The following is a 21834-nucleotide window of genomic DNA, read 5'->3' as shown; positions in this document are numbered from 1 at the left end:
AAGTATAATCTACTGTAGGAGGAAAGCCATGTTTGAACAAAGTATACCACTTATAGAACTTCTAAAGAGAGAAGAGGGAACTATTCTCATAGCCAGCCACGAAAACCCAGATGCGGATACATTGGGAAGTGCTCTTGCCTTATACCTTTTTCTAAAGAAAAAGGGTAAGAAGGTTATTGTGGGTTGTAAGGATAAAGTGCCACACTTTCTGGACTTTCTTCCAGGAGCTGGTGATGTAGTTCTGCTTCCAGTTAATGAGGTCTTTAGCCTTGCCATCGTAGTGGATGCCAGTGGCTTTTACAGGATTAATGCGGAGGTAAAGGCTCTAAGAAAGGTGCGTATAGACCACCATATAGGAGGAGACTTTTACGGAGAGTATGACTACATAGACCCATCCGCACCATCAACCACAGCTTTGATATACAGACTTCTTTGTGCTTGGGATAGGTCTGCCATAGACAAGGATATAGCCCAAAACCTCTATGCTGGGCTTGCCACAGACACGGGCTTTTTCAAGTATTCCAATACCACCGCAGAAACCTTCCAACTGGCAAAGGAGCTCGTTGAGCTTGGAGCTGAGCCTCATTGGACTTATGTGAACTTTGCGGAAAGAGAGAGCTTAAACAAGATGAGGCTGATATCAAAGGTGCTTGACACTCTGTCTCTTCATGAAGATGGTCTTGTTGCAGGTATAACCATATTTGACAGGTTCTTTAAAGAAACTGGTTGTGAGTATTCAGACAGCGAAGGACTTGTGAGCTACCCAAGGTCCTTGGAAGGGGTGGAAGTGGCTTACGCCATTATAGAAAAGCCTGAAGAGGGTGTGTGGAAGGTTTCCCTTAGGTCTAAGGGAAAAGTGGACGTGGCAAAGATAGCGGAAGCTCTTGGTGGTGGAGGGCACAAGTATGCATCTGGTTGTAAGATTAAGGCTGATAGCTACGAATCCGCTCTTGAAAAACTACTTAGTGCCATAAGAGAAGGGCTTGAAAAAGAGGGTTTAATAAAGCATGCTGTAAGCCAAACCGCCTAAGTGCTCTCTGAGAGCCTTGTAGCTGTCGTTGAGGACACTCATTTTAGGAATAAAGCTATATAGGTTGTATCTCTTGTCCTGCTTGAAATCGGTAGGATAAGGTATAACTTCCAAGCCTACTTTCTTAAAGGTTTCCACAGCTCTTGGCATATGATAGGCGGAGGTTATAAGAACTACTCTTCGGAAGTTGTGCTTTTCGCATATCTCTTTCACATACTTGGCATTTTCAAGGGTGTCTCTGCTTCTAACCTCGGTAAATATCTTACTCTTGTCCACGCCGAGCTCTTCAAGGAGCTGTTTCATTATTTCAGCCTCGGGAAGTTTCCCTATGCTTGCACCACCCGAGAGGATTATAGGTAGTCCATATCTTTTGTGAAGTATAAAACCTGTGAGAAGTCTTTTCATGGAGTCTTCTTTGAGAATACCGGTATTGTATGAGCCTCCTCCAAGGACTACAAGAACGTCCGCCTGCACTTCTTTTGGGACAGGGTAAGCTTCTTCCAAAGGTTTGTATAGCATGTCCTTAACGGGCTCTACAGATAGCAGATAAAGCCCAAAAGCTCCAAGAAAAGCAAGAAGGCTAATTAGCTTTCTCTTGGAAAGGAACGCAATAAGCAAGAACAAAAGAATAAAAATGGCTGGAGGTAGAATTATAAAGCCTAATAGCTTTTTAAGAAAAAAACTCATCTCCATGTTCTAACACCTATAAGCACGTTTTCCACTTGGTTGCGTTTACCCATATCCATAAGAGCAACCACATGCTTGTGAGGAGTATCCTCGTCCGCTTCTATCACTAAGGTCTTTGGCTTTTTCTCTTGAAGGAGTGCTTCTATCTCCTCAAGGCTAATATCCCTACCACCTACTTGATACCTTCCATCTTTTAAAACTTGAACTCTAAAAACCTCAAGGCTTATCTTTTCACCCTCTTTTGCGAAGGGAAGCTTTACTGCAAGAAAGGTCACTGGTGATTGGAAGGCAATAACCGCAAGAAAGAGAAAGACCGCAAGAAGGGTATCCACTAAGGGAACTACATCTATATAAGTCCTCTCGTCGTAGCTAAGCCTCCTCCTTCTCATCTTAGCACCTTTAAAACTTCAAAAACCTCAGACTCTATCCTGTTAAGTATGCTGTTTCCCCATATTCTAAAGAGCCAATAGGCAACGAGGGCTGGTATGGCAACCGCAAGACCTGTAGCTGCGGCGACAAGAGCTTCACTTATACCTTTTGAAAGGAGAACCATTGCCTGCTCTGGGTCTGCAGTGGCAAAGGCAGAAAAAACCTTTATAAGACCAGTTATAGTGCCAAAAAGACCAATAAGGGGTGCAACGCTTGCGATAGTAGATAGCAGTGGCAGGTTCTTCTCAATCTTTGGCACTAAAAGGGAAAGCTCAAAATCAAGGCTTTTTATCATGTCTTCCTTTCTAAGCTTTCCCTCCTTGTATCCTTGTAGCATGTCCCTGAGTAGGTTTGCGGTAAAGGAATTTTCTGTAGAAAGGAGTTTTAGAGCTCCATCTATGTCTCCACTTGCAATGAGAGGTTTTAGGTCTCTTACAGACCTGCCTATGTAGGAAGAAGAACGAAGATGAAATATGCGTTCCACTATTACAGCCCAAGAGACTACAGAAAGAAAAATAAGAGGATACATGGCAAGCCCACCCTTTTGAAGTAGCTCAAAAAGTCCTTCCATGCTACCTCACCTCACATTTTGGTAATCCTCTTCTGAGCCTATTGTATAGGTTTACCTCTTCTGGTTTTGCCCTGCTTAGGTCAAACCTCTCTAACATACAGCTTGCATCTCTCCTTGCACCCAGCTCTATGAGTATTTTAGCTCCTTCCAACACAGCTTGATTGTAGTATGGTTCTTCCTTGTAATTAAGGGATATCTCTACGAAGTTTTCAAGAGCCTTTTTCTTATCGCCCTTTTTGAGACTATCAAGACCCAGAAGAAATAGAGCTTCTCCTCGTAAGGTTTTGTCTGGGCTTCTTAGCACGTAGCTTAGCAGGTCTGTTTCGCCTGACTGTCTGTATAGGTCTATAAGATACTTTTCAAAGTCTCTGCTTCTGTAGCCTGCATTTATGAGCTCACGAGAAAGGGAAAGTGCGGAAGGTATGTCCCTTAGGGATATGTATAAACCTACAGCCTTAACCTTATCTTGGGCATCTCCCTCCGCAAGCAAGTCCGCTACACTTTTTGTGTCCCTCGCTGAAGTATATAGCTTTATAAGCTCCTCTCTTGCCTTAGCCCTATCCTCTTGAAGTTCCGCTTCCTTGTATACCTTGTAGTATAGCACCAGTTTTTTGGCAGGGTCTTCTTCCATCTCCGCCATCTTAAGTATGGCTTTAAACCTAAGGGGTGTGTCAAGAAGTTTTAAGAGCTCCCTTTCCGCTCCCCTTTTGTCTCCCTTTCTTGCCAAGAGGGATGCATACTGGTAGATTACCTCAGGTTGTGGGTTTTTCTCCCTTTGCATGTAATTGACAAGGAGCTTTTCCAGTTCTTCGTCGCTTATTCCCTTACCAGAAAACTCAAACAGAGACAGGGTTGCCTGCTTAGCCTCTTCACTGTCTGGATACCTCTTCAAGACCTCGTAATAGCTCTCCTTTGCCTTTTCTACATTTCCAGCATTGTAATAGGCATCACCCATCCTAAGCAAGGCTTTTGCCTTTAGTGGACTTTTATCCGAAACTCTTCCAAAGAAAGAAACCGCTCTTTGATATTCACCTTCTAAGAAGTAGGACATTCCCAACAGATATAGCTCTTCGTCCGACCTCTCTGTGAGGAAACTCCTTGCCAGCCTTGCATCCCCCATCATAAGTGCGGAGCGAGCCTTTAGTATGTTTGACCTTTGGTCTGTTTTTCCCTGAAGAAGGCTTATGACCTCCTTGTATCTTTTTAGGTTGTATAGAGCTATAGCCCTGTAGTATGGGTCTTCAAAAAAGCCCAAAGCTCCAAGCCAATCTCCTCTCCTGAACCTCTCCCAACCTGAAAACTCCCTTGCGAGGTCGGGGTAAAGCTTTGATACTTCAGAAATTACAGGGTTTAAGTCCCCGTTGGTCCAATAAAGGGCTTCAAGAAGCCACATGTAGTCTTCTTTGTCCTTGCCCTTCTTGTTTTCCAAAAGGCTTATAACCCTTCTGTAGTCTCCCATCTTAACCGCTGAATAAACCGCATACCTTACGTTCCCCGCCTCAAGAAAATTAAGAAGGGCAAGAGAGTAGTCTCCCGCATTGTAGGCTATTATGCCTGCCTTTTCTAAAAAGTGGGGATTTTTCGTGATGGTATAAGTAAGTCTTGAAAGGTATACGTCCTTCTCTGACAATAGAGCGTATAGTTCGCTGGCAAGTCTCTGGTTAAGGCTCTCTAATATACCTGCATACCTGAAAGCTTCTTCTCCCTTACCTTCCTTGTATTCTATAAGGGCAAGATAATAAAGAGCTATGTCTCTATATGGACTACCCGGTGCGGAGTATAGGGAAAAGGTTTCCTTTGCTCCCTGTAGGTTGCCAGAAAAATATCTAACTATTGCAGACCTTAGAGTAGTGCTATCTTTATATAGGACGTTTTCTTGTCCCCTTACAAAATCCGCTACATAGCCACAATACTGAGAAAAGACCGCATTACTGCAGTCTGGCTCTTGCATTCTACCTTCCTTAATGCTTTTTACCGCTTGCCAAAGCCCATCCCTATTTTCTGGCACAGAGCCTCTGAGGATAAAATGCAAGGCGTAGTAAGCTTCGCATGCAGGCTTTTGATACATGTGGGAAAACTCACAAGAGCTTTTGAAAAGCTCAAGGGCTTTAGGTTTTTGGTCCTTTGAGTAAGCTATAATCCCCAAGACATACTCCGCCATAGGCTTAAAGGGAGAGTTAGGAATAAGAACTACCTTTGAAAGCTCCTCTTCCGCTAAGGAGTATCTGCCTTTTAGATAGTAGTCCACTCCGAGCCTATAGGAAAGTGCATCCTTTGGCTCTCCACAGCTTATGCCACCACCCTTTTCCACAGGCTTGACTGGAGCAAACTCCATAAACTTGGGCACTTCAAGAAGCTCAGAAGAAAGGTCAAGCTCCCTTGTTTGTGGCATAGGAAGTTTTTCCGGTGGTATGAGTTTGGGCTTTTCTTCAAAGACCTTGCCTGTAAGCTCCACATTTATGTCAAACTCTTTGCTTATCTGCTGGGCTAAAGCAAAAACCACCAAAAGCAAAAGGCTAAAGAGCCTTATGGGCTTCCACATACAAATCTCCTAAGTGGCATGTTATATTAAGCCTCATTATAACATTTCTATCCTTTTCCATATGGACCAGAGAGTAGCTGGCATTATCACAGCCAAAGGACCAAAACTTAGAAAGGTCTACCTTAAGGAGTGCACAGTAGATGGCTCTTATAGGCACTGTATGAGATACTAAGGCTATAGTCTGTCCCCAGTGTCTTTCCCTCATCTCCTCAAGAAAATCCTTTACCCTCTCATATACCTGCTGAAGGCTCTCGCCACCTTCAAAGCTCACCTTGTGAGGCTCTTCCAGCCACTGTCTGAACTGCTCTGGAAACCTTTTTTGGACCTCTTCCACCAAGAGCCCTGACCATACACCGTGGTCTATCTCTATAATTCTTCTATCCTCTATTATCTCAAGCCCTTTTCTCTTTGCCACTTCCTGTGCGGTCTGTAGAGTCCTTTTCAAAGGAGAGGAGTAGATGGCATGTAGCTCAATGCTTTGAAAGTGTTCTCCCAGTCTTTTGGCTTGTGCCTTGCCCCTTTCTGAAAGCTCTGGGTCAAGAAGCCCCTGATATCTGCCAATGGGATTCCATTCGCTCTCTGCATGCCTTATTATGTATAGCCTTACCATATTTTGTGTTCCATAAGGGTTTGACTGTAGGTCTTCACTCCTTCTCCAAGCTCCACGCTAAAGCCGAGCCTTTTGAGGACTACTTCAAGCATACCAATAAGCATAAGACCGTCCTTTGGGTCTACGCCCATGTGGGATATGCGGAATATTTTACCCTTTAGACTGTCTTGCCCCCCTGCCACTCTAATACCAAGTTTTAAAAGCTCCTTTCTTATATCCTCTGACCTTTCGGAATATATGGCACTTACAGAAAGGGATGGCTTTTCCGCAAATTTCCTTAGACCCAAGGTCTCCAATGCCCTTATAGTTCCCTCTGAAAGTGCTTTATGTCTTTTTTCAACCTTCTCCATGCCTTCTTCAAGTAGCATAAGTAGAGACTCTCTCATGGCAAGGATTAAACTTATGGCAGGCGTCCATGCGGTCTGACCTTCCTTTTGTTTAGAAAGCTCTCTCTTTACGCTAAAGTAGAAGGCTCTATCCACAAGGCTTTCTTTTGCACGTTCGGAAAACCAAAGCACAGAAAGACCAGGAGGAAGCAAAAAGCCCTTTTGAGAGCCACCCACTATCACATCAAGGCTCCATTCGGAGGGTTTTATATGATAGACACCCAGTGCTGTTATGGCGTCCGCCACACACAGGGCGTTAAACTCTTTGCAAACCTTACCTATCTCGGGTGCTGGATGGTATGCCCCAGTGGAAGTTTCTGAAACCTGAAAGAGCACACCCTTGCACTCTGGGTTTTCCCTTAGGAGCTCTCTTACCCTCTCTGGGTCTGCGGATTTGCCCCACTCTACCTTGTATTCTATAGGTCTTAAACCCCAGTGTTGAGCGAGCTTTAGCCACCTTTCACCAAACTTTCCACCGTTTATCACAAGAACCTTATCGCCCTCTTTGAAAAAGCTAAGTATGGCAGACTCCATCGCTCCAGTGCCAGAGGAGGCAAAGAAAACAAAATTGTCCGATGGCTCATCCAAAAGCCTTTTAAAGAGCTCTCTTACCTCAAGGAAAGCGTTTTTAAACTCCTCTGTCCTGTGATGGATTATCTGTTTTCCAAGGACTTCTCTTACCCTTTCGGGAAGCTCTACAGGACCAGGTGTGAAAATTCTTTCATGACGCATGGTAGAATATTTTACCCTAAATGCTTGGAGTATCTCTGGCTTTGCTATCTTCCCTCTTCTGGGGGACAAACGATTACTTTAGCAAAAGGCTTTTGATTAAAGGCTTGGATGAAAACTTCACCCTATGGGTTAGATTTCCCATAGCCTTTTTCCTTCTCACGCCTCTTGGCATCCTCTACTGGGACTTTAATATAAAGGTTTTGACCTATGCCCTAATTTGGCTTCCTCTTGAAGTCCTCGGTGGCGTGCTTTTCATCAAGGGTTTAAAGTATGCACCCCTTTCCGTTGCCATGTCCTTTTACTCCTTTATGCCTGTCTTCTCTGCCCTTTTTGGCTGGCTTATTCTTTCCGAAGAGCCTTCTCCTATGGGTATGCTGGGTATGTCTTTGGTAATCTTCGCTACTTTAATTCTTGTAGGTTTTTCACCAAAAGAATTTTTCAAGAAAAACAGGGGAGTTATCTATATGCTACTTTCCACCATCTTTTTTGGCTTTAATGTGGTTATAGGCAAGGCATCTATAATAGAAAGCAACAGCTTTTTCTTTAGCTGGTTTTATGCCCTCTGCATGAGTTTTGGCACTTTGGTTTTTGTAAAGCCTTCCCAAATTATCAAAAAGGAAAACTACAAGCACTGGGAGATACCCCTTCTTGGATTATTCTTTGCCATTGGAGATATTCTGTATAACCTTGCACTTTTGCTTACCCTCTCTCCCTATGTGGCATCTGCGGAGAGGCTATCTCTATTGGTCGCTATCTTTTATGGAAGGGTGTTTTTAAAAGAGGAGACAAGGGGCATAGTCCTTCCTGCTTTTCTTATGATAGTGGGTAATCTTCTTATGGCTTTTGGCTAAGGTAGGAGTTCTTGTAGCTTATGTAGTTTTTGGCAGACTCTTCTATAAGCCTTATCTCCTCTTCTTTTAGGTCTCTCACCACCTTGGCTGGAAAGCCTGCCACCAAAACGCCAGAAGGGAATTTCTTGTTAGGCGTTAGCAGTGCACCAGCACCCACAAGCACATAATCCTCAATCTCCACACCATCCATCACCACCGCACCCATACCTATAAGCACATAGTTTCCTATCTTACAGCCATGCAGTATCACTCTGTGTCCCACAGTGACAAAGTCTCCTATCAGCGTAGGGTGTGTATCGTGTGTGACGTGAACCACAGAGTTATCTTGAATGTTTGTCCCTCTTCCTATGCGTATGTAGTTCACATCACCCCTTATCACCGTCCCATACCAAACAGAAGAGTCCTCTCCTATCTCCACATCTCCTATAACTGTGGAGTTCTCCGCAAGAAACACAGAGGGATGTATTACAGGATACTTATCCTTGTAAGGCTTAACTATTGCCATACCATTATTTTATAGTCTTTCAGACAAAGGAGGTATAAGATGGTATGTGTAATCTACGCCCATCCAAACCCAAAGAGCTTCAACAAGGCTATAAAAGAAGTTGTCCTTGAGACTTTGTCCGCCAAGGGTGTTCAATACAGCTTGAGAGACCTATATGCCCTTGAGTTTAATCCTGTCTTGTCCGCAAGGGATTTTGAAACCTTTCTATCGGGTGGCGTGCCAGAGGACATAAGAAGGGAGCAGGAGATAATAAAAGATGCAAAACTTTTGGTCTTTATATATCCCATATGGTGGACAGGCATGCCTGCAATCCTAAAGGGCTACATAGATAGGGTTTTTAGCTACGGTTTTGCTTACGAAGAGAGAGATGGAGAGCTTGTTGGACTTCTCTCTGACAAAAAAGCTTTCATAATAAACACCCTTGGAGCTTCTGAGCTTGACTATAGACCCTCAGGCATGGAGGAGTGTCTAATAAAGACCACGGATATTGGCATTTTCAAGTTCTGTGGCATTGAAGTAATAAGACATCTTTTCCTGTATGCAGTGCCATACGTAAGCGACGACGAAAGGAAAGCCATGTTAGACAAGGTCAAAAAACAGCTGGAGGAAGTGCTATGAAGGAATGTTTAAGGTTAATCACAGAAAGGAGGTCTATTACCTTCTTTGACCCAGCGAGAGATGTGCCAGATGAAATAATAAAGGAGATACTTGAGCTTTCCGCAACCGCACCCTCTGGCTACAACCTTCAACCATGGGAAGTTATAGTGGTAAAGGATAAGGAGAAAAAGAAGAGGCTAAGGGAAATATGCTATAACCAACAAAAGGTGGAAGATGCCAGTGCTAACATAGTGCTTATTGCCAACACAAGGGCAGGCTTTGAGCATGTGGACAGAGTTTTGCAAAGCTGGGAAGAGCTGGGCTATATAAAGCCAGAGGCAAAAGAGAGTCTAAAAAGCCAAATTATAGCAGGTTGGCAAGACCCTCAAAGAGCCTCCAGAAAAGCAGTTAGAGACACAGCCCTTTTCGGTATGACTATAATGATAACTGCCAGAGCCTGCGGGCTTGAAACCCATCCCATGGAAGGCTACGACGAGGCAAGGCTTAAGGAATTCTTGCAAATAGAAGACCACAAGGTAGTGCCTATGATAATAGCCATAGGATACAAAGACCCATCCAAAGAGCTTTTGCCAAGGGCTTACAGGTTTAAGTTTGAGGAGTTTGGAAAGATAGTCTAAATGGAATACTTTCTTTTGTCCTTTTGCTCTGCCTTTTTGGCAGGAGCTATAAACTCAGTTGCAGGTGGTGGGACGCTTATTACCTTTCCCACTCTCCTGTGGCTTGGGCTTGACCCAGTGGTTGCCAACATAACAAATACAGTGGCTCTCTGGGTAGGCTCCCTTTCTGGTGCTTTTGGCTTTAGGAAAAGGATACAGGAGGTAAAAAGTCTTATTCTGCCTTTTCTTATCTCTTCTACTGTAGGTGCGGTAGTGGGTGCGGTGCTTTTAATAAAAACACCCTCTCAAACCTTTAAGTCCATAGTGCCCTTTCTCATATTCTTTGCGGTCTTTATGCTTGCCTTTAGCGAGGTCATACGAAGATTTTTGGCTAAGTTTGTAATTCAAGAGAAAAACCTTCCTTTGCTTTTGCCTCTTTTCCTCCAGTTTATAACCGGCGTATATGGAAGTTACTTTGGTGCAGGCATAGGCATAATGATGCTGGCAAGCCTAACGCTTTCTGGAGTGCATCACATACACACTGCAAATGGGCTAAAAAACCTTCTTGGCTTTTCTATAAACCTCCTTGGTGCTATTATTTTCATATTTAGTGGTAAGGTAAGTTGGGCTTACGCACTTTTTATGATGCCGGGCTTTGCTCTTGGTGGATATGCAGGAGCAAAAATCTCTCAAAGGTTTAAGCCAAAGGTGGTAAGGTTCTTTGTAATAGTGTGGGGGCTTTTCATAGGAATTTACCTGCTTTTGGTAGAATAGTCATATGCTTAAACTAAGAAGGGCAAAAAAGGCAAAAGGCGAGCTAAGAGTTCCTTCAGACAAGTCCATATCCCATAGGGCGGTAATATTCTCTGCCATAGCAGAAGGTGAAAGCCACATAAAAGAGTGGTTAGCTTCCGAAGATACAAAGGCAACCTTAGATATAGTAAAAAAACTTGGCGTGGAAGTAAAGAGAAAGGGAAAGAACCTAAGGGTAATTGGAAGGGGATATCAGTTTCGTGAGCCACTTGAGGTGCTTGATGCCAAAAACTCTGGCACTACCGCAAGGCTTATGATGGGGGTGTTAGCCACTCAAGACTTTTTCAGTGTCATAACGGGGGATGAAAGCCTAAGGCAAAGACCTATGCTAAGGGTTGTAGAGCCTCTCAGACAGATGGGAGCCTTTCTTGATGGAAGGGAAAAGGGAAACAAACTTCCTGTGTGCATAAGAGGTGGTAAGTTAAGGGGTATTTCCTTCTTTAATAGAAAGGCATCCGCACAGGTAAAGTCTGCCCTTTTGCTTGCAGGGCTAAGGGCGGAAGGATACACGGAGGTTTTAGAGCCTGTCCTTTCAAGAGACCATACAGAAAGAATGTTAAGAGCCTTTGGTGTGGAGATTATTCAGTTAGAGGGGCAGGAGGGTCATGTGGTAAAGCTCACGGGAGGGCAAAGCCTTAAAGCTACTGAGATATTCTGTCCTGCGGACCCATCCTCTGCGAGCTTTTTTATCGCTTTGGCTTGCCTTCTTGAAGGCTCGGAGCTTGTCCTAAAAGATGTCCTTGTAAATCCTACAAGGGATGGCTTTTTTAGAAAACTCAGACAGATGGGAGCGGACATAAGGTATGAAAACCTAAGGGAGCTATCTGGGGAGCCAGTAGCGGACCTTTACGTTAGGTATAGTGGAAGACTAAAGGGTGTGGAGGTTTTGCCAGAAGAGGTGCCTTCTATGATAGATGAGCTTCCTATTTTGGCAGTGGTTATGGCTCTTGCGGAAGGAAGGTCTGTGGTAAGGGGTGCTCAGGAGCTTCGCGTAAAAGAGAGCGACCGTATAAGGGCAGTGGTTGAAAACCTTAGGTCTATGGGTGCAAAAGTTCAGGAGTTTGAAGATGGCTTTGAGATAGAGGGCGTTGAAAACCTCAAGGGTGCTACCATAAAGACCTACAAAGACCATAGGATAGCCATGGCTTTTTCCATAGCGGGGCTCGTGGCGGAGGGAGAAACTGTGATAGATGAACCTGCCTGCGTTGCGGTTTCTTATCCAAACTTCTACAAAGACCTTGACTATATTATAAAGGGATGACGGTGGAAGAGCTTCTTTCCAAGATGCGAGCGGTCTTTTGGGTAAAGGCTACCGACTTTGCCAGTAAAGGCTTTCTGGAAGAGGCGGGCAAGCAAGGATACATAGTGGTTCAGAGCTTCGAATGGTGATTAGAAAGGCAAAGTTAAAGGACGCAGGAGAGATATATAACCTGATAAACCATTATGCCAAGGAAGGCATCTTACTTCCCAGAAGCCTTAACTCCATATACGAGAACATAAGGGATTTTTGGGTCTGTGAAGAGGGTGGCAATCTTATAGGTTGTGCGAGTCTCCATATAGTCTGGGAAGACCTTGCGGAGATAAAGAGCCTTGCGGTAAGCGAAGAGCATAAGGGTAGGGGCATAGGCACTATGCTTGTGGAGGCGTGTTTGAAAGAGGCGGAAGAGCTCGGTGTTAAAAGGGTCTTTGTCCTCACCTACGCTCATGACTTTTTCTCAAAGCTAAACTTTGAAGAAGTAGAGAAGATAAAACTACCTCACAAGGTCTGGGGCGAGTGCATAAACTGTGTTAAATTTCCTTCCTGCGATGAGATAGCCATGTGGATAGACCTTGAAAAGGTTAGTCTAAAGCATGATGCCAAAGTTTAGTTATATAACATCAAAGGAAAGGCTTGCTGGTGTATACGAGCACCTCAAGGGGGAAAGATACCTGTTTTTTGACACAGAGGTCTCTGGTGACAAAATAAGACTCGCTCAAGTGGGAGGTAAGGAAGATATATTCATACTGGACCTTTTTGAGCTTGGTCAGGAGGGCGTGCTTTTCCTAAAAGAACTGCTTTCTGAAAGAGGTATAGTGGGACATAATTTGAAGTTTGACCTTAAATATCTATACGCCTATGGAATAGAACCTTATGCGGTCTTTGATACCATGATAGCGAGCCAACTTCTTGGGAATACAGATAAGCACTCCCTTCAAAAAGTTGCCATGCACTATTTGGGGCAGGTTTTGGACAAGGGGCTTCAGGCATCAAACTGGGGACAACCTTTTCTCGGAAAGGAACAGCTTGAGTATGCTGCCTTGGACGTTAAGGTGGTGAGAGACCTTTTTTATCTTTTTCTTGAAAAACTCAATGAACAAACTCACAGGGAAGAGATTCTGCTAAAGACGAGAACTTCAAAGGTCTTCGGGCTTACCAATCCAGTTGCCATAGTGGAGATGGCTTTTGTGCAAGAGACCGCAAAGTTAGAGATGGTGGGTATACCAGTGGACAGAGAAGAGTTGGAGAAAAAGTTAAAGGAACAGGAAAAGCTACTCCAGAAAAAGGTTATGGACTTTATGTTTCGCTACAGGACAGACCCTATGTCTCCTAAGCAAGTGGGAGACCTTCTCACAAAACGTTTTGGTCTTGACCTTCCAAAAACAGAAAAGGGTAATGTTTCTACCGATGATAAGGCTTTGGCGGAGTATTCTCTACATCCTGTGGTTTCCGAACTTCTTGAAATAAGAGCTTTAAAAAAGACTATAGAAAAACTCCAAGAGATAAAAGAAAAACTTAAGGGCAACAGGGTATATCCTGAGTTTAAACAAATAGGTGCTATAACCGGCAGGATGGCGAGCATGAACCCAAACGTGCAAAACATACCAAGAAATCTCAGGAGCATCTTCAAGGCAGAAGAAGGCAAAACCTTCGTTATAGCGGACTTTTCTCAGATTGAGCTAAGGATAGCAAGCGAATACGTGGGGGAGGAAAAGATGATTCAGGCATTCATTGAAGGCAAAGACCTTCACCGCTACACCGCAAGCGTCTTTTTGGGCAAACCAGAAGACCAGATAACAAAGGAAGAGCGTCAGCTTGCAAAGGCGGTAAACTTTGGTCTCATATACGGCATATCCGCAAAGGGTCTTGTGGAGTATGCAAAGACATACGGAGTAGACCTCTCTCTTGAAAACGCAGAGAAAATAAGAGAGAGCTTTTTTGGATACTACACTACCATAAGAGCATGGCACGAAAGGGTAAAAAAGGAGCTAAAAGAGTTCAAAGAATCAAGAGGGTATACACTGCTTGGAAGACCCTACATAGCTCATACCTTTCCAGATGCAGTTAACTACCCTATACAAGGCACGGGTGCAGACCTTCTTAAACTTTCTGTCCTTATGTTTAACGCAGAGCTCAGAAGGGAAAACCTTAAGGCTAATGTGGTTAACCTTGTGCATGACGAAATTTTGGTGGAATGTGAAGAAAGGGTAGCGGAAAGGGTCAAGGAGCTTTTAGAAAGGGCGATGAAACATGCGGGCAAGATAGTGCTAAAGCGTGTTCCAGTTGAAGTGGAAGTTTCTATAAACAAGAGGTGGGAAAAGGATTAAAATTATTAAACATGACGTTAGTTTTTAAAGCGGGTTTCTCTAAACCAAAACAAGTTCAAGCCTTGCTCTGTCTTCGTCCACACCCACTACCTTAACCCTTACCCTATCTCCAAGTCTATACACCTTGCCAGTATTTACACCCACAAGCCTGTGAGCTGGCTCATCGTATATGTATTGGTCTTCCTTGAGGTTTGTTATACTTACAAGTCCCTCCACAAGGTATTCTTGCACCTCCACAAATATACCAAAGGAAACAACGCCGGTTATGATACCTTCAAATTCCTTGCCGATGTGAGCCTTCATGAAGCGCACCTTTAGCCTGTCTATGGCTTCTCTTTCTACCTCCTCCGCAAGTCTTTCTTGCTGTGAAAGGTGCACGCCTGCCATCTCAAGATACTCAAGGGTCTTTTCATAGTCTATATCCTCACCCCTTAGAGCCTTTTTAAGAAGTCTATGAACTATTATGTCTGGATATCTTCTTATGGGTGAGGTAAAGTGAGCGTAATGCTCTGATGCAAGACCAAAATGTCCAAGGTTATGAGGAGAGTAATGAGCCCTTTTCATGCTTCTGAGGGTCAAAAACCTCACCAGGTTTTCCTCTGGACGCCCCTCAAAGTCCTCTATTATCTTTTGGAAAAACTTGGGACTTAATGAAGGCTTTTTCACCTTATAGCCAAGCCCCGCAAGAATTTCAAGAAGGTTTTCCACCTTTTGAGGGTCTGGCTTTTCATGAACTCTGTAAAGGCAAGGATATCCCATGTTTTCAAGATGCATAGCTACCGTTTCGTTTGCAGAGACCATGAACTGCTCTATTATCCTATGAGCCACATGTCTCTCATAGGGCATAAGGGCAACAGGCTCGCCAAATTCATCCACCACAAGCTCCGCCTCTGGCAGGTCAAAGTCTATACTTCCCCTCTCCCACCTCATCCTTGAGAGTATTCTGTAGAGGTCTTCCATGAGCCTAAGAGCTTCAACGAGTTGTGGGTATTTGTTCTCAAGAGAGGGATCACCCACTATGAGCCTTAGGGCTTCGTTATAGGTTAGCCTTGCCTTGCTCCTTATGACACTTTCGTATATGTCATACTCCAAAAGGTTACCCTTTCGGTCAAAGTGCATCTCGCAGGTAAAGGCAAGTCTGTCTTCGTTGGGTCTAAGGCTACAAAGGTCACCTGCAAGCCTTTCTGGAAGCATATGTAATGCCCTGTCAGGCAGGTAAAAGGTAAAACCTCTTTTGAAAGCTTCTTTATCTGTTGCAGAACCTTCCTTAACAAAGTAGGAAACATCCGCAATGTGAACCCAAAGCCTATATCCCTCGGGAGTTTTTTCTATGGCAACCGCATCATCAAAGTCCTTAGCCCTCTCTGGGTCTATGGTAAAACATAGCTGGTCTCTTAGGTCTTTCCTCCTTCTTAGCTCCTTTTCCAAGTCCACTTGGATGCTTTCCACTTCTCTTAGAACCTCTTCAGGATATGAGGTTGGCAGGTTATACTTTCTTATAAGCACCTCTATAACGAGGTTTTTATCCTCGGGATGACCGAGCACTTCCTTTATTCTACCTACCGCCGGATTTTCCCTTGTAGGAAACTTCTTTATCTCCACAACCACAAGTGTGCCATCCTTTAAGTCTTGACACTTGTTTCCTTCAAGGAGTATGGTTTGATGCTGGTTTTCGTCCACAGGCATACCAAGACAGGACTTTTTCCTTTTATGGAGCTTGCAGACTATTTCCTTTTTTGCCCTCTTTAGAACTCTGAGAACCCTTATCTCCTTTTTACCCTTATATTCCACCACCTTCGCCTTTACCACATCACCCGCAAAGAGCCTCATCATCTCAAAGGGAGGTATGTATATATCCTTTTTACCTTCTCCTATTTGCAAAAAGCCAAAGCCTGCAGGGTAGGCTATCACTTTTCCGCTTACTATCTCCTCCTCCGCGTAAGTATACTTGCCCTTTTGCAGAAGGACCTTACCAGACTTTCTAAGAGACCTTAGTGCCTTCTTGAGACGTTTCCTTCCCTTTTTGTCAAGTCCAAGCTTTCTGAATATTTCCTCAAAGCTAAGAGGCTTCTTGCTGTTCTTTATAAGGTTTAGGATTTTATCCTCTATAGGAACCCCTTCCATTGTAAAATATTTAAACATGAAAGATTGGAAAATTTACAGTGCAAAAATTGATGAGCTTAAAAGAATTCTTGAGGAAACGCTTGGTGGTCTTGATGTGGAATACGAAGTCAAAACTCCTGATGAGCCTGACTTTGACCACCACTTTAAGGTGCCCTACCTGCTCCTTAGATACTACACAGACCAGGAACATGCACACGAGAGGAAGATAGAGCTTTTTAACTATTACCTTGACAACCCTCTCCAAGAGACTGCAAAGCTTATAAAGGACATGGTGGAAGAGTTCCTCATGGAAATAGACCAGAGCGAATATGGCGGTGGTTGAGATATAATAATATCTTTTGAAGAAACTAAGGAGGAAAAAAGATGGCGTTACCAAAGGCGTTAAAGGAAGAGCTTATAAGAAACTTTCAAAGGCATGAAAAAGATACGGGTTCACCGGAGGTGCAGATAGCCATACTTACAGAGCGTATAAACAGACTTACAGAGCATCTCAAAAAGCACAAAAAGGACATACATTCAAGACGTGGTCTTATAGCTCTTATACATGCGAGGAGAAAACATCTTGAATATCTCAAAGAGAAGGACTATAAGAAATACTTAGAGGTGGTAGAAAGACTTGGGTTGAAGGTGAGATGATGGAGAGGGTAAGTGCAAAAGTGGGAGATTCGGAGATTTTTATAGAGACTGGTCTTTATGCAAAGCTGGCAGACGGTGCGGTTGTGGTGCGTCAAGGTGATACCGCAGTGCTGGTTACTGCGGTTATGTCCGAAGAACCTGTGCAGGGTATAGACTTTGTTCCTCTGTCGGTAGACTATAGGGAGCAGTCTTCCGCCTGGGGTAAGATACCGGGGGGTTTTGTAAAAAGAGAAGGAAAGCCTACAGAGAGAGAGATTCTTGTTTCAAGGGTTATAGACAGACCCATAAGACCTATGCTCCCAGAGGGCTTTTTCCATGATGTGATAATCACTGCACTTACTCTCTCTGCGGATGACAAATATGACCCAGATGTGCTTGCCATAACTGGGGCTTCCGCTGCCTTGCATATATCTCGTATACCCTTTGATGGTCCAATAGCAGGAGTGAGGGTCTGCAGGATAGATGGGAAGTTTTTTGCAAATCCCACTTATGAGGAAAGGCAGAGGGCGGACCTTGAAATAGTTATGGCAGGAAGCAAGGATGCCATAGTGATGGTGGAGGGTGGTGCAAAGGAGGTGGATGAGGATACTTTGGCAGAAGCTCTATACTTTGGACTTTCCGCCATACAAGACCTTATAAGAGCTCAGGAGGAGCTAAGGGAAAGGGTCGGAGTTCCAAAGGTTTCTTTTGAAGGTATGGAGCTTCCGCAAGAGCTTCAAAAACAACTTGAAGAATTCTGCACTCCAAAGATAATCCAGTCCTTTGGTATATTAGATAAAAGGGAGAGGAAAACCTTCCAGTCCAATATACTCAAGGAGTTTATAGAAGTATATCAAGTTCCAGAGGACCTACACTTTAAGCTCTCCTACAACTATAAAAAGCTCATAAGCAAGCTGATGAGAAGACAAGTTCTACAAGAAGGCAAACGCATAGATGGAAGAGGTCCCAAGGACATAAGACCCATAAGCATACAGGTTCATCCCTTTGAAAGACCTCATGGCAGTGCCATATTCACAAGGGGGCAAACTCAGGCTTTTGCCACAGTCACTTTGGGTTCACCAGAAGAAGCTCAAATGGTGGAAAGCATATATGAGGGTGAAACCTTCAAAAGGTTTATGCTCCACTACAACTTCCCACCCTTCTCCACTGGCGAAGCCAAACCATGGGGTCCACCAAGAAGAAGAGAAATAGGACACGGTGCCTTGGCGGAAAGGGCTATAGAGCCACTTATACCACCGGAGACAGAATTTCCCTACATTATAAGGGTGGTCTCTAACATCCTTGAGTCAAATGGTTCTACTTCCATGGCAACTGTTTGTGCTGGCTCTCTGGCTCTCTTTGATGCGGGTGTGCCTCTCAAAAAGCACGTAGCTGGTATAGCTATGGGGCTTATAATGGAAGGAGAAAGATACGTTATACTTTCTGACATACTGGGGGACGAAGACCAGCTTGGAGATATGGACTTTAAAGTGGCTGGAACAAGGGACGGTATAACAAGCGTCCAGATGGACATAAAGATAAAGGGTCTTAAAAAAGAGATAATGAAGGAAGCCCTCAAGCAGGCAAAGGAAGGAAGGCTGTATATCTTGGAAAAAATGTATGAAGCCATACCTGAACCAAGAAAGGAAGTGTCTCCTTATGCACCTAAGATAGAGATAATCACAATACCAGAGGATAAGGCACTATTAGTGATAGGACCAGGTGGAAGAAACGTTAGAGAGTTTAGAGACAAAATGGGCGTGTCTGTTTGGGTGCACGAGGGTGGAAGGGTTTCCCTAACCTCTCGCTCAAAAGAAGCCATAGAAGAAGTTAAAAAGGCTATACAGAACCTCATAGCGGAAGTGGAAGTAGGTAAGGTCTATAAGGGTAAGGTTACAAGGGTTGAACCCTATGGAGTCTTTGTGGAGATATTGCCCGGCAAAGTGGGACTGCTTCATGTAAGCAAGATGGAAGGCTACGTCAAAGATGTGAGGGCTTGCTTTAGCATTGGTGACGAGATATTGGTGAAGGTGCTTGAACTGGATGAGCAAGGAAGACCTAAGCTTACCAACATTGGTATAACAGAGCCGGCGTAGCTCAGCGGCAGAGCGAGGCACTCGTAATGCCTAGGTCGTGGGTTCAAATCCCACCGCCGGCTTGGAGAAGGCTATGAAGATAAAGGTAAAAAGACTTCCGCACGCAGAAGGACTACCACTACCCTTTTATGCCACAGAATATGCCTCTGGTATGGACTTGCTTTCTGCAGTCTACGAGCCAGTAATCCTAAAGCCCATGCAGAGAGCACTTATTCCTACGGGCATTGCAGTTGAAATACCGCCAGGCTACGAAGCCCAAATAAGACCCAGGAGCGGTTTAGCCATAAAACATGGCATAACCCTTCTAAATACGCCCGGCACCATAGATGCGGACTACAGAGGAGAGATAAAGGTAATTCTTATAAACCTTGGGGAAGAAGACTTTGTAATAAACAGAGGAGACAGGATAGCACAGATGGTTATATGCCCAGTGGTAAGGGTGGAGCTGGAAGAAGTGGAAGAGCTTAGCACCACCCGTAGGTCTGAGGGAGGCTTTGGTTCAACGGGTTATAGGATACTGGAATGAAAGTAGAAGACTTTGACTATGAGCTTCCTGAGGAGCTAATAGCTAAGTATCCTGTAGAGCCAAGACATAAAGCAAGGCTTATGGTCTTAAACAGGAAGGAAAAAAGCATAAGGCACGACATTTTTTGGAACTTACCCTTATATCTCAATAGGGGAGACCTCTTAGTTTTTAACAATTCAAAGGTCCTGCCTGCAAGGCTTTATGGCAGAAAACCCACTGGTGGCAAGGTGGAAGTCTTGCTAACAGATTTTGTAAACAAAGAAGAGTGGTATGCCCTAATAGGAGGCAAAGGTATAAAGGAAGGTCTTATAATCCACGTAGGGGATGACTTACAAATAGAAGTGTTAGAACACGTAGAGGGAGGAAAGTTCAAAGTAAAACTCTTAGCACAAGACCCAATAAAAGCTCTTGATAAGTATGGAAAAATTCCCATACCACCCTATCTCAAAAGGGAAGAAGAACCCATAGACAGGGTCTATTACCAGACAGTGTTCGCTCAAGTGGAAGGCTCTGTGGCAGCACCTACCGCAAGTCTTCATTTTTCAGAGGAGTTATTGCAGAGGTTAGAGGAGTTTGGCATCAAGAAAACCTTTATAACCCTTCATGTATCCTATGGGACTTTTAAGCCAGTAAAGGTTTCGGAAGTGGAGCTACACAGAGTTGACCCTGAGTATGTTAAAGTTTCAGAGGATACAATTAGGCTAATAAAGGAAACAAAAGAGAGAGGAAACAAGGTTGTAGCGGTTGGCACAACTGTTGTAAGAGCTTTGGAAACAGCAGGTTTTGAACCCTTTGAAGGCTGGACAGACCTATATATATACCCGGGTTATAGCTTTAAAGTGGTGGACGCACTAATTACGAACTTCCATCTTCCCAAGTCTTCGCTCCTTTTCCTTGTGTGTGCCTTTGGAGGTAGAGAGTTTATCCTTCAGGCTTACAAAGAGGCGGTAAGAGAAAGGTATAGGTTTTACAGCTATGGAGATGGGATGTTGGTGCTCTAACTACTCCACCCAGTAGTTGGGAGCTTCCTTCGTTATCTGCACGTCATGCACGTGAGACTCTCTGTAGCCAGCCCATGTTATACGGACAAACTTTGCTTTTTGACGGAGCTCCTCAAGGTTCCTTGCACCCACATAGCCCATTCCAGACCTAAGACCCCCCACAAGCTGGTATATAACATCGCTAAGCCTCCCTCTGTATGGCACTCTGCCCTCTATACCCTCTGGGACAAACTTCTCAAGTTTTTCCTGTCCGTATCTGTCCGCACTCCTCCTACTCATCATAGCACCCAAAGAACCCATACCTCTGTATACCTTATAAGCTCTACCTTGATAGTAGACGGTCTCTCCAGGAGATTCCTCCGTGCCTGCCAAAAGGTTTCCAAGCATCACAGAGCTTGCACCCATAGCTAAGGCTTTGACAATATCCCCAGAATACTTTATGCCACCATCCGCTATTATGGGAACACCGTATTCTCTTGCCACTTCGTAAGCCCACCTTATGGCAGTAAGCTGAGGAACACCTACTCCTGCCACTATACGCGTGGTGCATATAGACCCAGGACCAACGCCCACCTTTATGGCATCCGCACCAGCCCTTATAAGGTCAAGGGTTGCCTCCTTTGTTGCCACATTACCCGCAATAACCTGCAGGTCTGAGTAATGAGACTTTATCTTTTCCACCGTTTCTATAACCCTCTTTGAATGCCCGTGCGCAGTGTCAACCGCTATCACATCCACACCTACAGAGACAAGAGCGGAAACCCTTTCCATGGTATCTGGACCTGTTCCAACCGCCGCACCTACCCTGAGCCTTCCAAACTCATCCTTACAAGCGTTTGGATACTTTTTCCTCTTGGTTATATCCTTTATGGTAATAAGACCCACGAGCTTACCCTCTTTGTCCACTATGGGGAGCTTTTCCACCTTGTGCCTTTGTAGTATCTCTGTGGCTTCCTCAAGGGTAACCCTTTCCTGAGCCACTACGAGGTTCTCAGAGGTCATAAAAAGAGAAACAGGCTTGTCGTAATCGGTAGACTTTATGAACCTTAGGTCTCTGTTGGTAAGAATGCCAACTAATTTGTTCTCGTCGTCCACAACCGGCACACCAGATATCCTGTATCTTTCCATTATCTCTAAAGCTTGCTTGACAGTAGTATCTGGCTTTACAGTCACGGGCTGGAGTATCATACCACTTTCGGACTTTTTTACCTTTTCCACCTCTTGGGCTTGCTCCTCTATGGAGAGGTTTCTGTGTATTATGCCAATGCCACCTTCTCTGGCAAGTGCTATAGCAAGGCGAGACTCTGTTACCGTATCCATTGCAGCGGATACGATGGGTATGTTAAGCCTTATCTTCTTTGTGAGCCAGGTGGAAACGTCCACCTCATGGGGCAAAACTTCAGAATACTGGGGAACTAAAAGTAGGTCATCAAAGGTATAAGCGTCAAAGATTTCCATGTATGTATTATATCAAACTTAGCACACAGTAGGGAAGTGTCTGGCTATCGCAAAGCAAC

General features: G+C 44.3%; 23 protein-coding genes and 1 tRNA gene. 15 read left to right on the top strand and 9 right to left on the bottom strand.

Annotation, left to right across the window (positions count from 1 at the left end):
• Positions 1-28 precede the first annotated feature (28 nt).
• Positions 29-1030 (top strand): bifunctional oligoribonuclease/PAP phosphatase NrnA, encoded by a 1002-nt coding sequence (locus WKI49_05715; protein MEJ7621987.1) that lies wholly within the window; start codon positions 29-31, stop codon positions 1028-1030.
• On the opposite strand, the gene WKI49_05710 is transcribed toward WKI49_05715, so the two are convergent.
• Genes WKI49_05710 through WKI49_05685 form a run of 6 tightly spaced genes read right to left on the bottom strand, consistent with a single transcriptional unit; the run spans position 998 to position 6987 of the window.
• Entirely contained in the window at positions 998-1723 is a 726-nt protein-coding gene (locus WKI49_05710) for a YdcF family protein (GenBank protein ID MEJ7621986.1), read from the bottom strand. The two genes, WKI49_05715 and WKI49_05710, sit on opposite strands and share 33 nt — an antisense overlap.
• Positions 1714-2106, bottom strand: coding sequence for a biopolymer transporter ExbD (locus tag WKI49_05705; protein MEJ7621985.1), 393 nt, complete (start codon positions 2104-2106; stop codon positions 1714-1716). Before WKI49_05705 ends, WKI49_05710 begins: the two co-directional genes overlap by 10 nt.
• Positions 2103-2717, bottom strand: a complete 615-nt coding sequence (locus WKI49_05700) for a MotA/TolQ/ExbB proton channel family protein (protein ID MEJ7621984.1) — start codon at positions 2715-2717, stop codon at positions 2103-2105. The genes WKI49_05705 and WKI49_05700 overlap by 4 nt, the downstream gene beginning before the upstream one ends.
• 1 nt (position 2718) lies before the next feature.
• Positions 2719-5259, bottom strand: a complete 2541-nt coding sequence (locus tag WKI49_05695; GenBank protein MEJ7621983.1) for a tetratricopeptide repeat protein — start codon at positions 5257-5259, stop codon at positions 2719-2721.
• A complete protein-coding gene (locus tag WKI49_05690) occupies positions 5234-5869 on the bottom strand; it encodes a histidine phosphatase family protein (GenBank protein ID MEJ7621982.1) in 636 nt (211 codons plus the stop codon). Before WKI49_05690 ends, WKI49_05695 begins: the two co-directional genes overlap by 26 nt.
• On the bottom strand, positions 5863-6987 hold the full coding sequence (locus tag WKI49_05685) for an alanine--glyoxylate aminotransferase family protein (protein MEJ7621981.1): 1125 nt from the start codon (positions 6985-6987) through the stop codon (positions 5863-5865). Before WKI49_05685 ends, WKI49_05690 begins: the two co-directional genes overlap by 7 nt.
• A gap of 20 nt (positions 6988-7007) precedes the next feature.
• On the opposite strand from WKI49_05685, the gene WKI49_05680 reads away from it, so the two are divergent.
• On the top strand, positions 7008-7838 hold the full coding sequence (locus WKI49_05680; GenBank protein MEJ7621980.1) for a DMT family transporter: 831 nt from the start codon (positions 7008-7010) through the stop codon (positions 7836-7838).
• On the opposite strand, the gene WKI49_05675 is transcribed toward WKI49_05680, so the two are convergent.
• Positions 7822-8343 carry a gamma carbonic anhydrase family protein gene (locus tag WKI49_05675; protein ID MEJ7621979.1) on the bottom strand — a complete coding sequence of 174 codons (522 nt, stop codon included), beginning with the start codon at positions 8341-8343 and terminating at the stop codon, positions 7822-7824. The two genes, WKI49_05680 and WKI49_05675, sit on opposite strands and share 17 nt — an antisense overlap.
• A gap of 39 nt (positions 8344-8382) precedes the next feature.
• Between WKI49_05675 and WKI49_05670 the strand changes: the two genes are divergently transcribed.
• From WKI49_05670 to WKI49_05640, 7 genes are read left to right on the top strand one after another with little or no spacing between them, the layout of a single operon-like run.
• Positions 8383-8961 (top strand): NAD(P)H-dependent oxidoreductase, encoded by a 579-nt coding sequence (locus tag WKI49_05670; protein ID MEJ7621978.1) that lies wholly within the window; start codon positions 8383-8385, stop codon positions 8959-8961.
• Positions 8958-9578 carry a nitroreductase family protein gene (locus WKI49_05665; protein ID MEJ7621977.1) on the top strand — a complete coding sequence of 207 codons (621 nt, stop codon included), beginning with the start codon at positions 8958-8960 and terminating at the stop codon, positions 9576-9578. The genes WKI49_05670 and WKI49_05665 overlap by 4 nt, the downstream gene beginning before the upstream one ends.
• Positions 9579-10331 (top strand): sulfite exporter TauE/SafE family protein, encoded by a 753-nt coding sequence (locus WKI49_05660; GenBank protein ID MEJ7621976.1) that lies wholly within the window; start codon positions 9579-9581, stop codon positions 10329-10331.
• A gap of 4 nt (positions 10332-10335) precedes the next feature.
• Positions 10336-11631: a 3-phosphoshikimate 1-carboxyvinyltransferase gene (aroA, locus tag WKI49_05655; GenBank protein MEJ7621975.1), complete on the top strand. Its 1296-nt coding sequence runs from the start codon at positions 10336-10338 to the stop codon at positions 11629-11631.
• A complete protein-coding gene (locus WKI49_05650) occupies positions 11628-11759 on the top strand; it encodes a hypothetical protein (GenBank protein MEJ7621974.1) in 132 nt (43 codons plus the stop codon). Before aroA ends, WKI49_05650 begins: the two co-directional genes overlap by 4 nt.
• A complete protein-coding gene (locus WKI49_05645) occupies positions 11753-12238 on the top strand; it encodes an N-acetyltransferase (GenBank protein MEJ7621973.1) in 486 nt (161 codons plus the stop codon). The genes WKI49_05650 and WKI49_05645 overlap by 7 nt, the downstream gene beginning before the upstream one ends.
• Positions 12222-13955 (top strand): bifunctional 3'-5' exonuclease/DNA polymerase, encoded by a 1734-nt coding sequence (locus WKI49_05640; GenBank protein ID MEJ7621972.1) that lies wholly within the window; start codon positions 12222-12224, stop codon positions 13953-13955. Before WKI49_05645 ends, WKI49_05640 begins: the two co-directional genes overlap by 17 nt.
• A gap of 39 nt (positions 13956-13994) precedes the next feature.
• Here WKI49_05640 and rnr read toward each other — a convergent pair whose 3' ends face one another.
• On the bottom strand, positions 13995-16079 hold the full coding sequence (gene rnr, locus WKI49_05635; GenBank protein ID MEJ7621971.1) for a ribonuclease R: 2085 nt from the start codon (positions 16077-16079) through the stop codon (positions 13995-13997).
• Between the two features lie 16 nt (positions 16080-16095).
• On the opposite strand from rnr, the gene WKI49_05630 reads away from it, so the two are divergent.
• From WKI49_05630 to queA, 6 genes are all read left to right on the top strand, one after another.
• Positions 16096-16401, top strand: a complete 306-nt coding sequence (locus WKI49_05630; protein MEJ7621970.1) for a dephospho-CoA kinase — start codon at positions 16096-16098, stop codon at positions 16399-16401.
• A 41-nt stretch (positions 16402-16442) separates the two neighbouring features.
• Positions 16443-16715: a 30S ribosomal protein S15 gene (rpsO, locus tag WKI49_05625; protein ID MEJ7621969.1), complete on the top strand. Its 273-nt coding sequence runs from the start codon at positions 16443-16445 to the stop codon at positions 16713-16715.
• Entirely contained in the window at positions 16712-18790 is a 2079-nt protein-coding gene (locus WKI49_05620; protein MEJ7621968.1) for a polyribonucleotide nucleotidyltransferase, read from the top strand. The genes rpsO and WKI49_05620 overlap by 4 nt, the downstream gene beginning before the upstream one ends.
• Positions 18781-18852 (top strand) — tRNA-Thr (locus WKI49_05615). Before WKI49_05620 ends, WKI49_05615 begins: the two co-directional genes overlap by 10 nt.
• Positions 18853-18863: 11 nt before the next feature.
• Positions 18864-19316 carry a dUTP diphosphatase gene (gene dut / locus WKI49_05610; protein MEJ7621967.1) on the top strand — a complete coding sequence of 151 codons (453 nt, stop codon included), beginning with the start codon at positions 18864-18866 and terminating at the stop codon, positions 19314-19316.
• Positions 19313-20317, top strand: coding sequence for a tRNA preQ1(34) S-adenosylmethionine ribosyltransferase-isomerase QueA (gene queA / locus WKI49_05605; protein ID MEJ7621966.1), 1005 nt, complete (start codon positions 19313-19315; stop codon positions 20315-20317). The genes dut and queA overlap by 4 nt, the downstream gene beginning before the upstream one ends.
• On the opposite strand, the gene guaB is transcribed toward queA, so the two are convergent.
• Positions 20318-21775: an IMP dehydrogenase gene (guaB, locus tag WKI49_05600; GenBank protein MEJ7621965.1), complete on the bottom strand. Its 1458-nt coding sequence runs from the start codon at positions 21773-21775 to the stop codon at positions 20318-20320. It lies immediately after the preceding gene.
• Positions 21776-21834: the final 59 nt, after the last annotated feature.

This window comes from Aquificaceae bacterium, from assembly GCA_037722135.1.
Lineage (GTDB): Bacteria > Aquificota > Aquificia > Aquificales > Aquificaceae > Pampinifervens > Pampinifervens sericum.
Note: the sequence above shows the minus strand (reverse complement) of the source record. Positions and strands in the feature narration are given on the sequence as shown.

Excerpts from the sequence above, each read along its gene's own strand:
- WKI49_05640 (MEJ7621972.1), top strand. The coding sequence starts at position 12,222 with ATGATGCCAAAGTTTAGTTATATAACATCAAAGGAAAGGCTTGCTGGT.
- WKI49_05705 (MEJ7621985.1), bottom strand. The coding sequence starts at position 2,106 with ATGAGAAGGAGGAGGCTTAGCTACGACGAGAGGACTTATATAGATGTA.
- WKI49_05715 (MEJ7621987.1), top strand. The coding sequence starts at position 29 with ATGTTTGAACAAAGTATACCACTTATAGAACTTCTAAAGAGAGAAGAG.
- WKI49_05660 (MEJ7621976.1), top strand. The coding sequence starts at position 9,579 with ATGGAATACTTTCTTTTGTCCTTTTGCTCTGCCTTTTTGGCAGGAGCT.
- WKI49_05680 (MEJ7621980.1), top strand. The coding sequence starts at position 7,008 with ATGCTTGGAGTATCTCTGGCTTTGCTATCTTCCCTCTTCTGGGGGACA.
- WKI49_05675 (MEJ7621979.1), bottom strand. The coding sequence starts at position 8,343 with ATGGCAATAGTTAAGCCTTACAAGGATAAGTATCCTGTAATACATCCC.
- WKI49_05685 (MEJ7621981.1), bottom strand. The coding sequence starts at position 6,987 with ATGCGTCATGAAAGAATTTTCACACCTGGTCCTGTAGAGCTTCCCGAA.
- guaB (MEJ7621965.1), bottom strand. The coding sequence starts at position 21,775 with ATGGAAATCTTTGACGCTTATACCTTTGATGACCTACTTTTAGTTCCC.
- WKI49_05710 (MEJ7621986.1), bottom strand. The coding sequence starts at position 1,723 with ATGGAGATGAGTTTTTTTCTTAAAAAGCTATTAGGCTTTATAATTCTA.
- WKI49_05645 (MEJ7621973.1), top strand. The coding sequence starts at position 11,753 with ATGGTGATTAGAAAGGCAAAGTTAAAGGACGCAGGAGAGATATATAAC.
- dut (MEJ7621967.1), top strand. The coding sequence starts at position 18,864 with ATGAAGATAAAGGTAAAAAGACTTCCGCACGCAGAAGGACTACCACTA.
- WKI49_05695 (MEJ7621983.1), bottom strand. The coding sequence starts at position 5,259 with ATGTGGAAGCCCATAAGGCTCTTTAGCCTTTTGCTTTTGGTGGTTTTT.
- WKI49_05650 (MEJ7621974.1), top strand. The coding sequence starts at position 11,628 with ATGACGGTGGAAGAGCTTCTTTCCAAGATGCGAGCGGTCTTTTGGGTA.
- WKI49_05665 (MEJ7621977.1), top strand. The coding sequence starts at position 8,958 with ATGAAGGAATGTTTAAGGTTAATCACAGAAAGGAGGTCTATTACCTTC.
- WKI49_05620 (MEJ7621968.1), top strand. The coding sequence starts at position 16,712 with ATGATGGAGAGGGTAAGTGCAAAAGTGGGAGATTCGGAGATTTTTATA.
- aroA (MEJ7621975.1), top strand. The coding sequence starts at position 10,336 with ATGCTTAAACTAAGAAGGGCAAAAAAGGCAAAAGGCGAGCTAAGAGTT.
- rpsO (MEJ7621969.1), top strand. The coding sequence starts at position 16,443 with ATGGCGTTACCAAAGGCGTTAAAGGAAGAGCTTATAAGAAACTTTCAA.
- queA (MEJ7621966.1), top strand. The coding sequence starts at position 19,313 with ATGAAAGTAGAAGACTTTGACTATGAGCTTCCTGAGGAGCTAATAGCT.
- WKI49_05630 (MEJ7621970.1), top strand. The coding sequence starts at position 16,096 with ATGAAAGATTGGAAAATTTACAGTGCAAAAATTGATGAGCTTAAAAGA.
- WKI49_05690 (MEJ7621982.1), bottom strand. The coding sequence starts at position 5,869 with ATGGTAAGGCTATACATAATAAGGCATGCAGAGAGCGAATGGAATCCC.
- WKI49_05670 (MEJ7621978.1), top strand. The coding sequence starts at position 8,383 with ATGGTATGTGTAATCTACGCCCATCCAAACCCAAAGAGCTTCAACAAG.
- rnr (MEJ7621971.1), bottom strand. The coding sequence starts at position 16,079 with ATGGAAGGGGTTCCTATAGAGGATAAAATCCTAAACCTTATAAAGAAC.
- WKI49_05700 (MEJ7621984.1), bottom strand. The coding sequence starts at position 2,717 with ATGGAAGGACTTTTTGAGCTACTTCAAAAGGGTGGGCTTGCCATGTAT.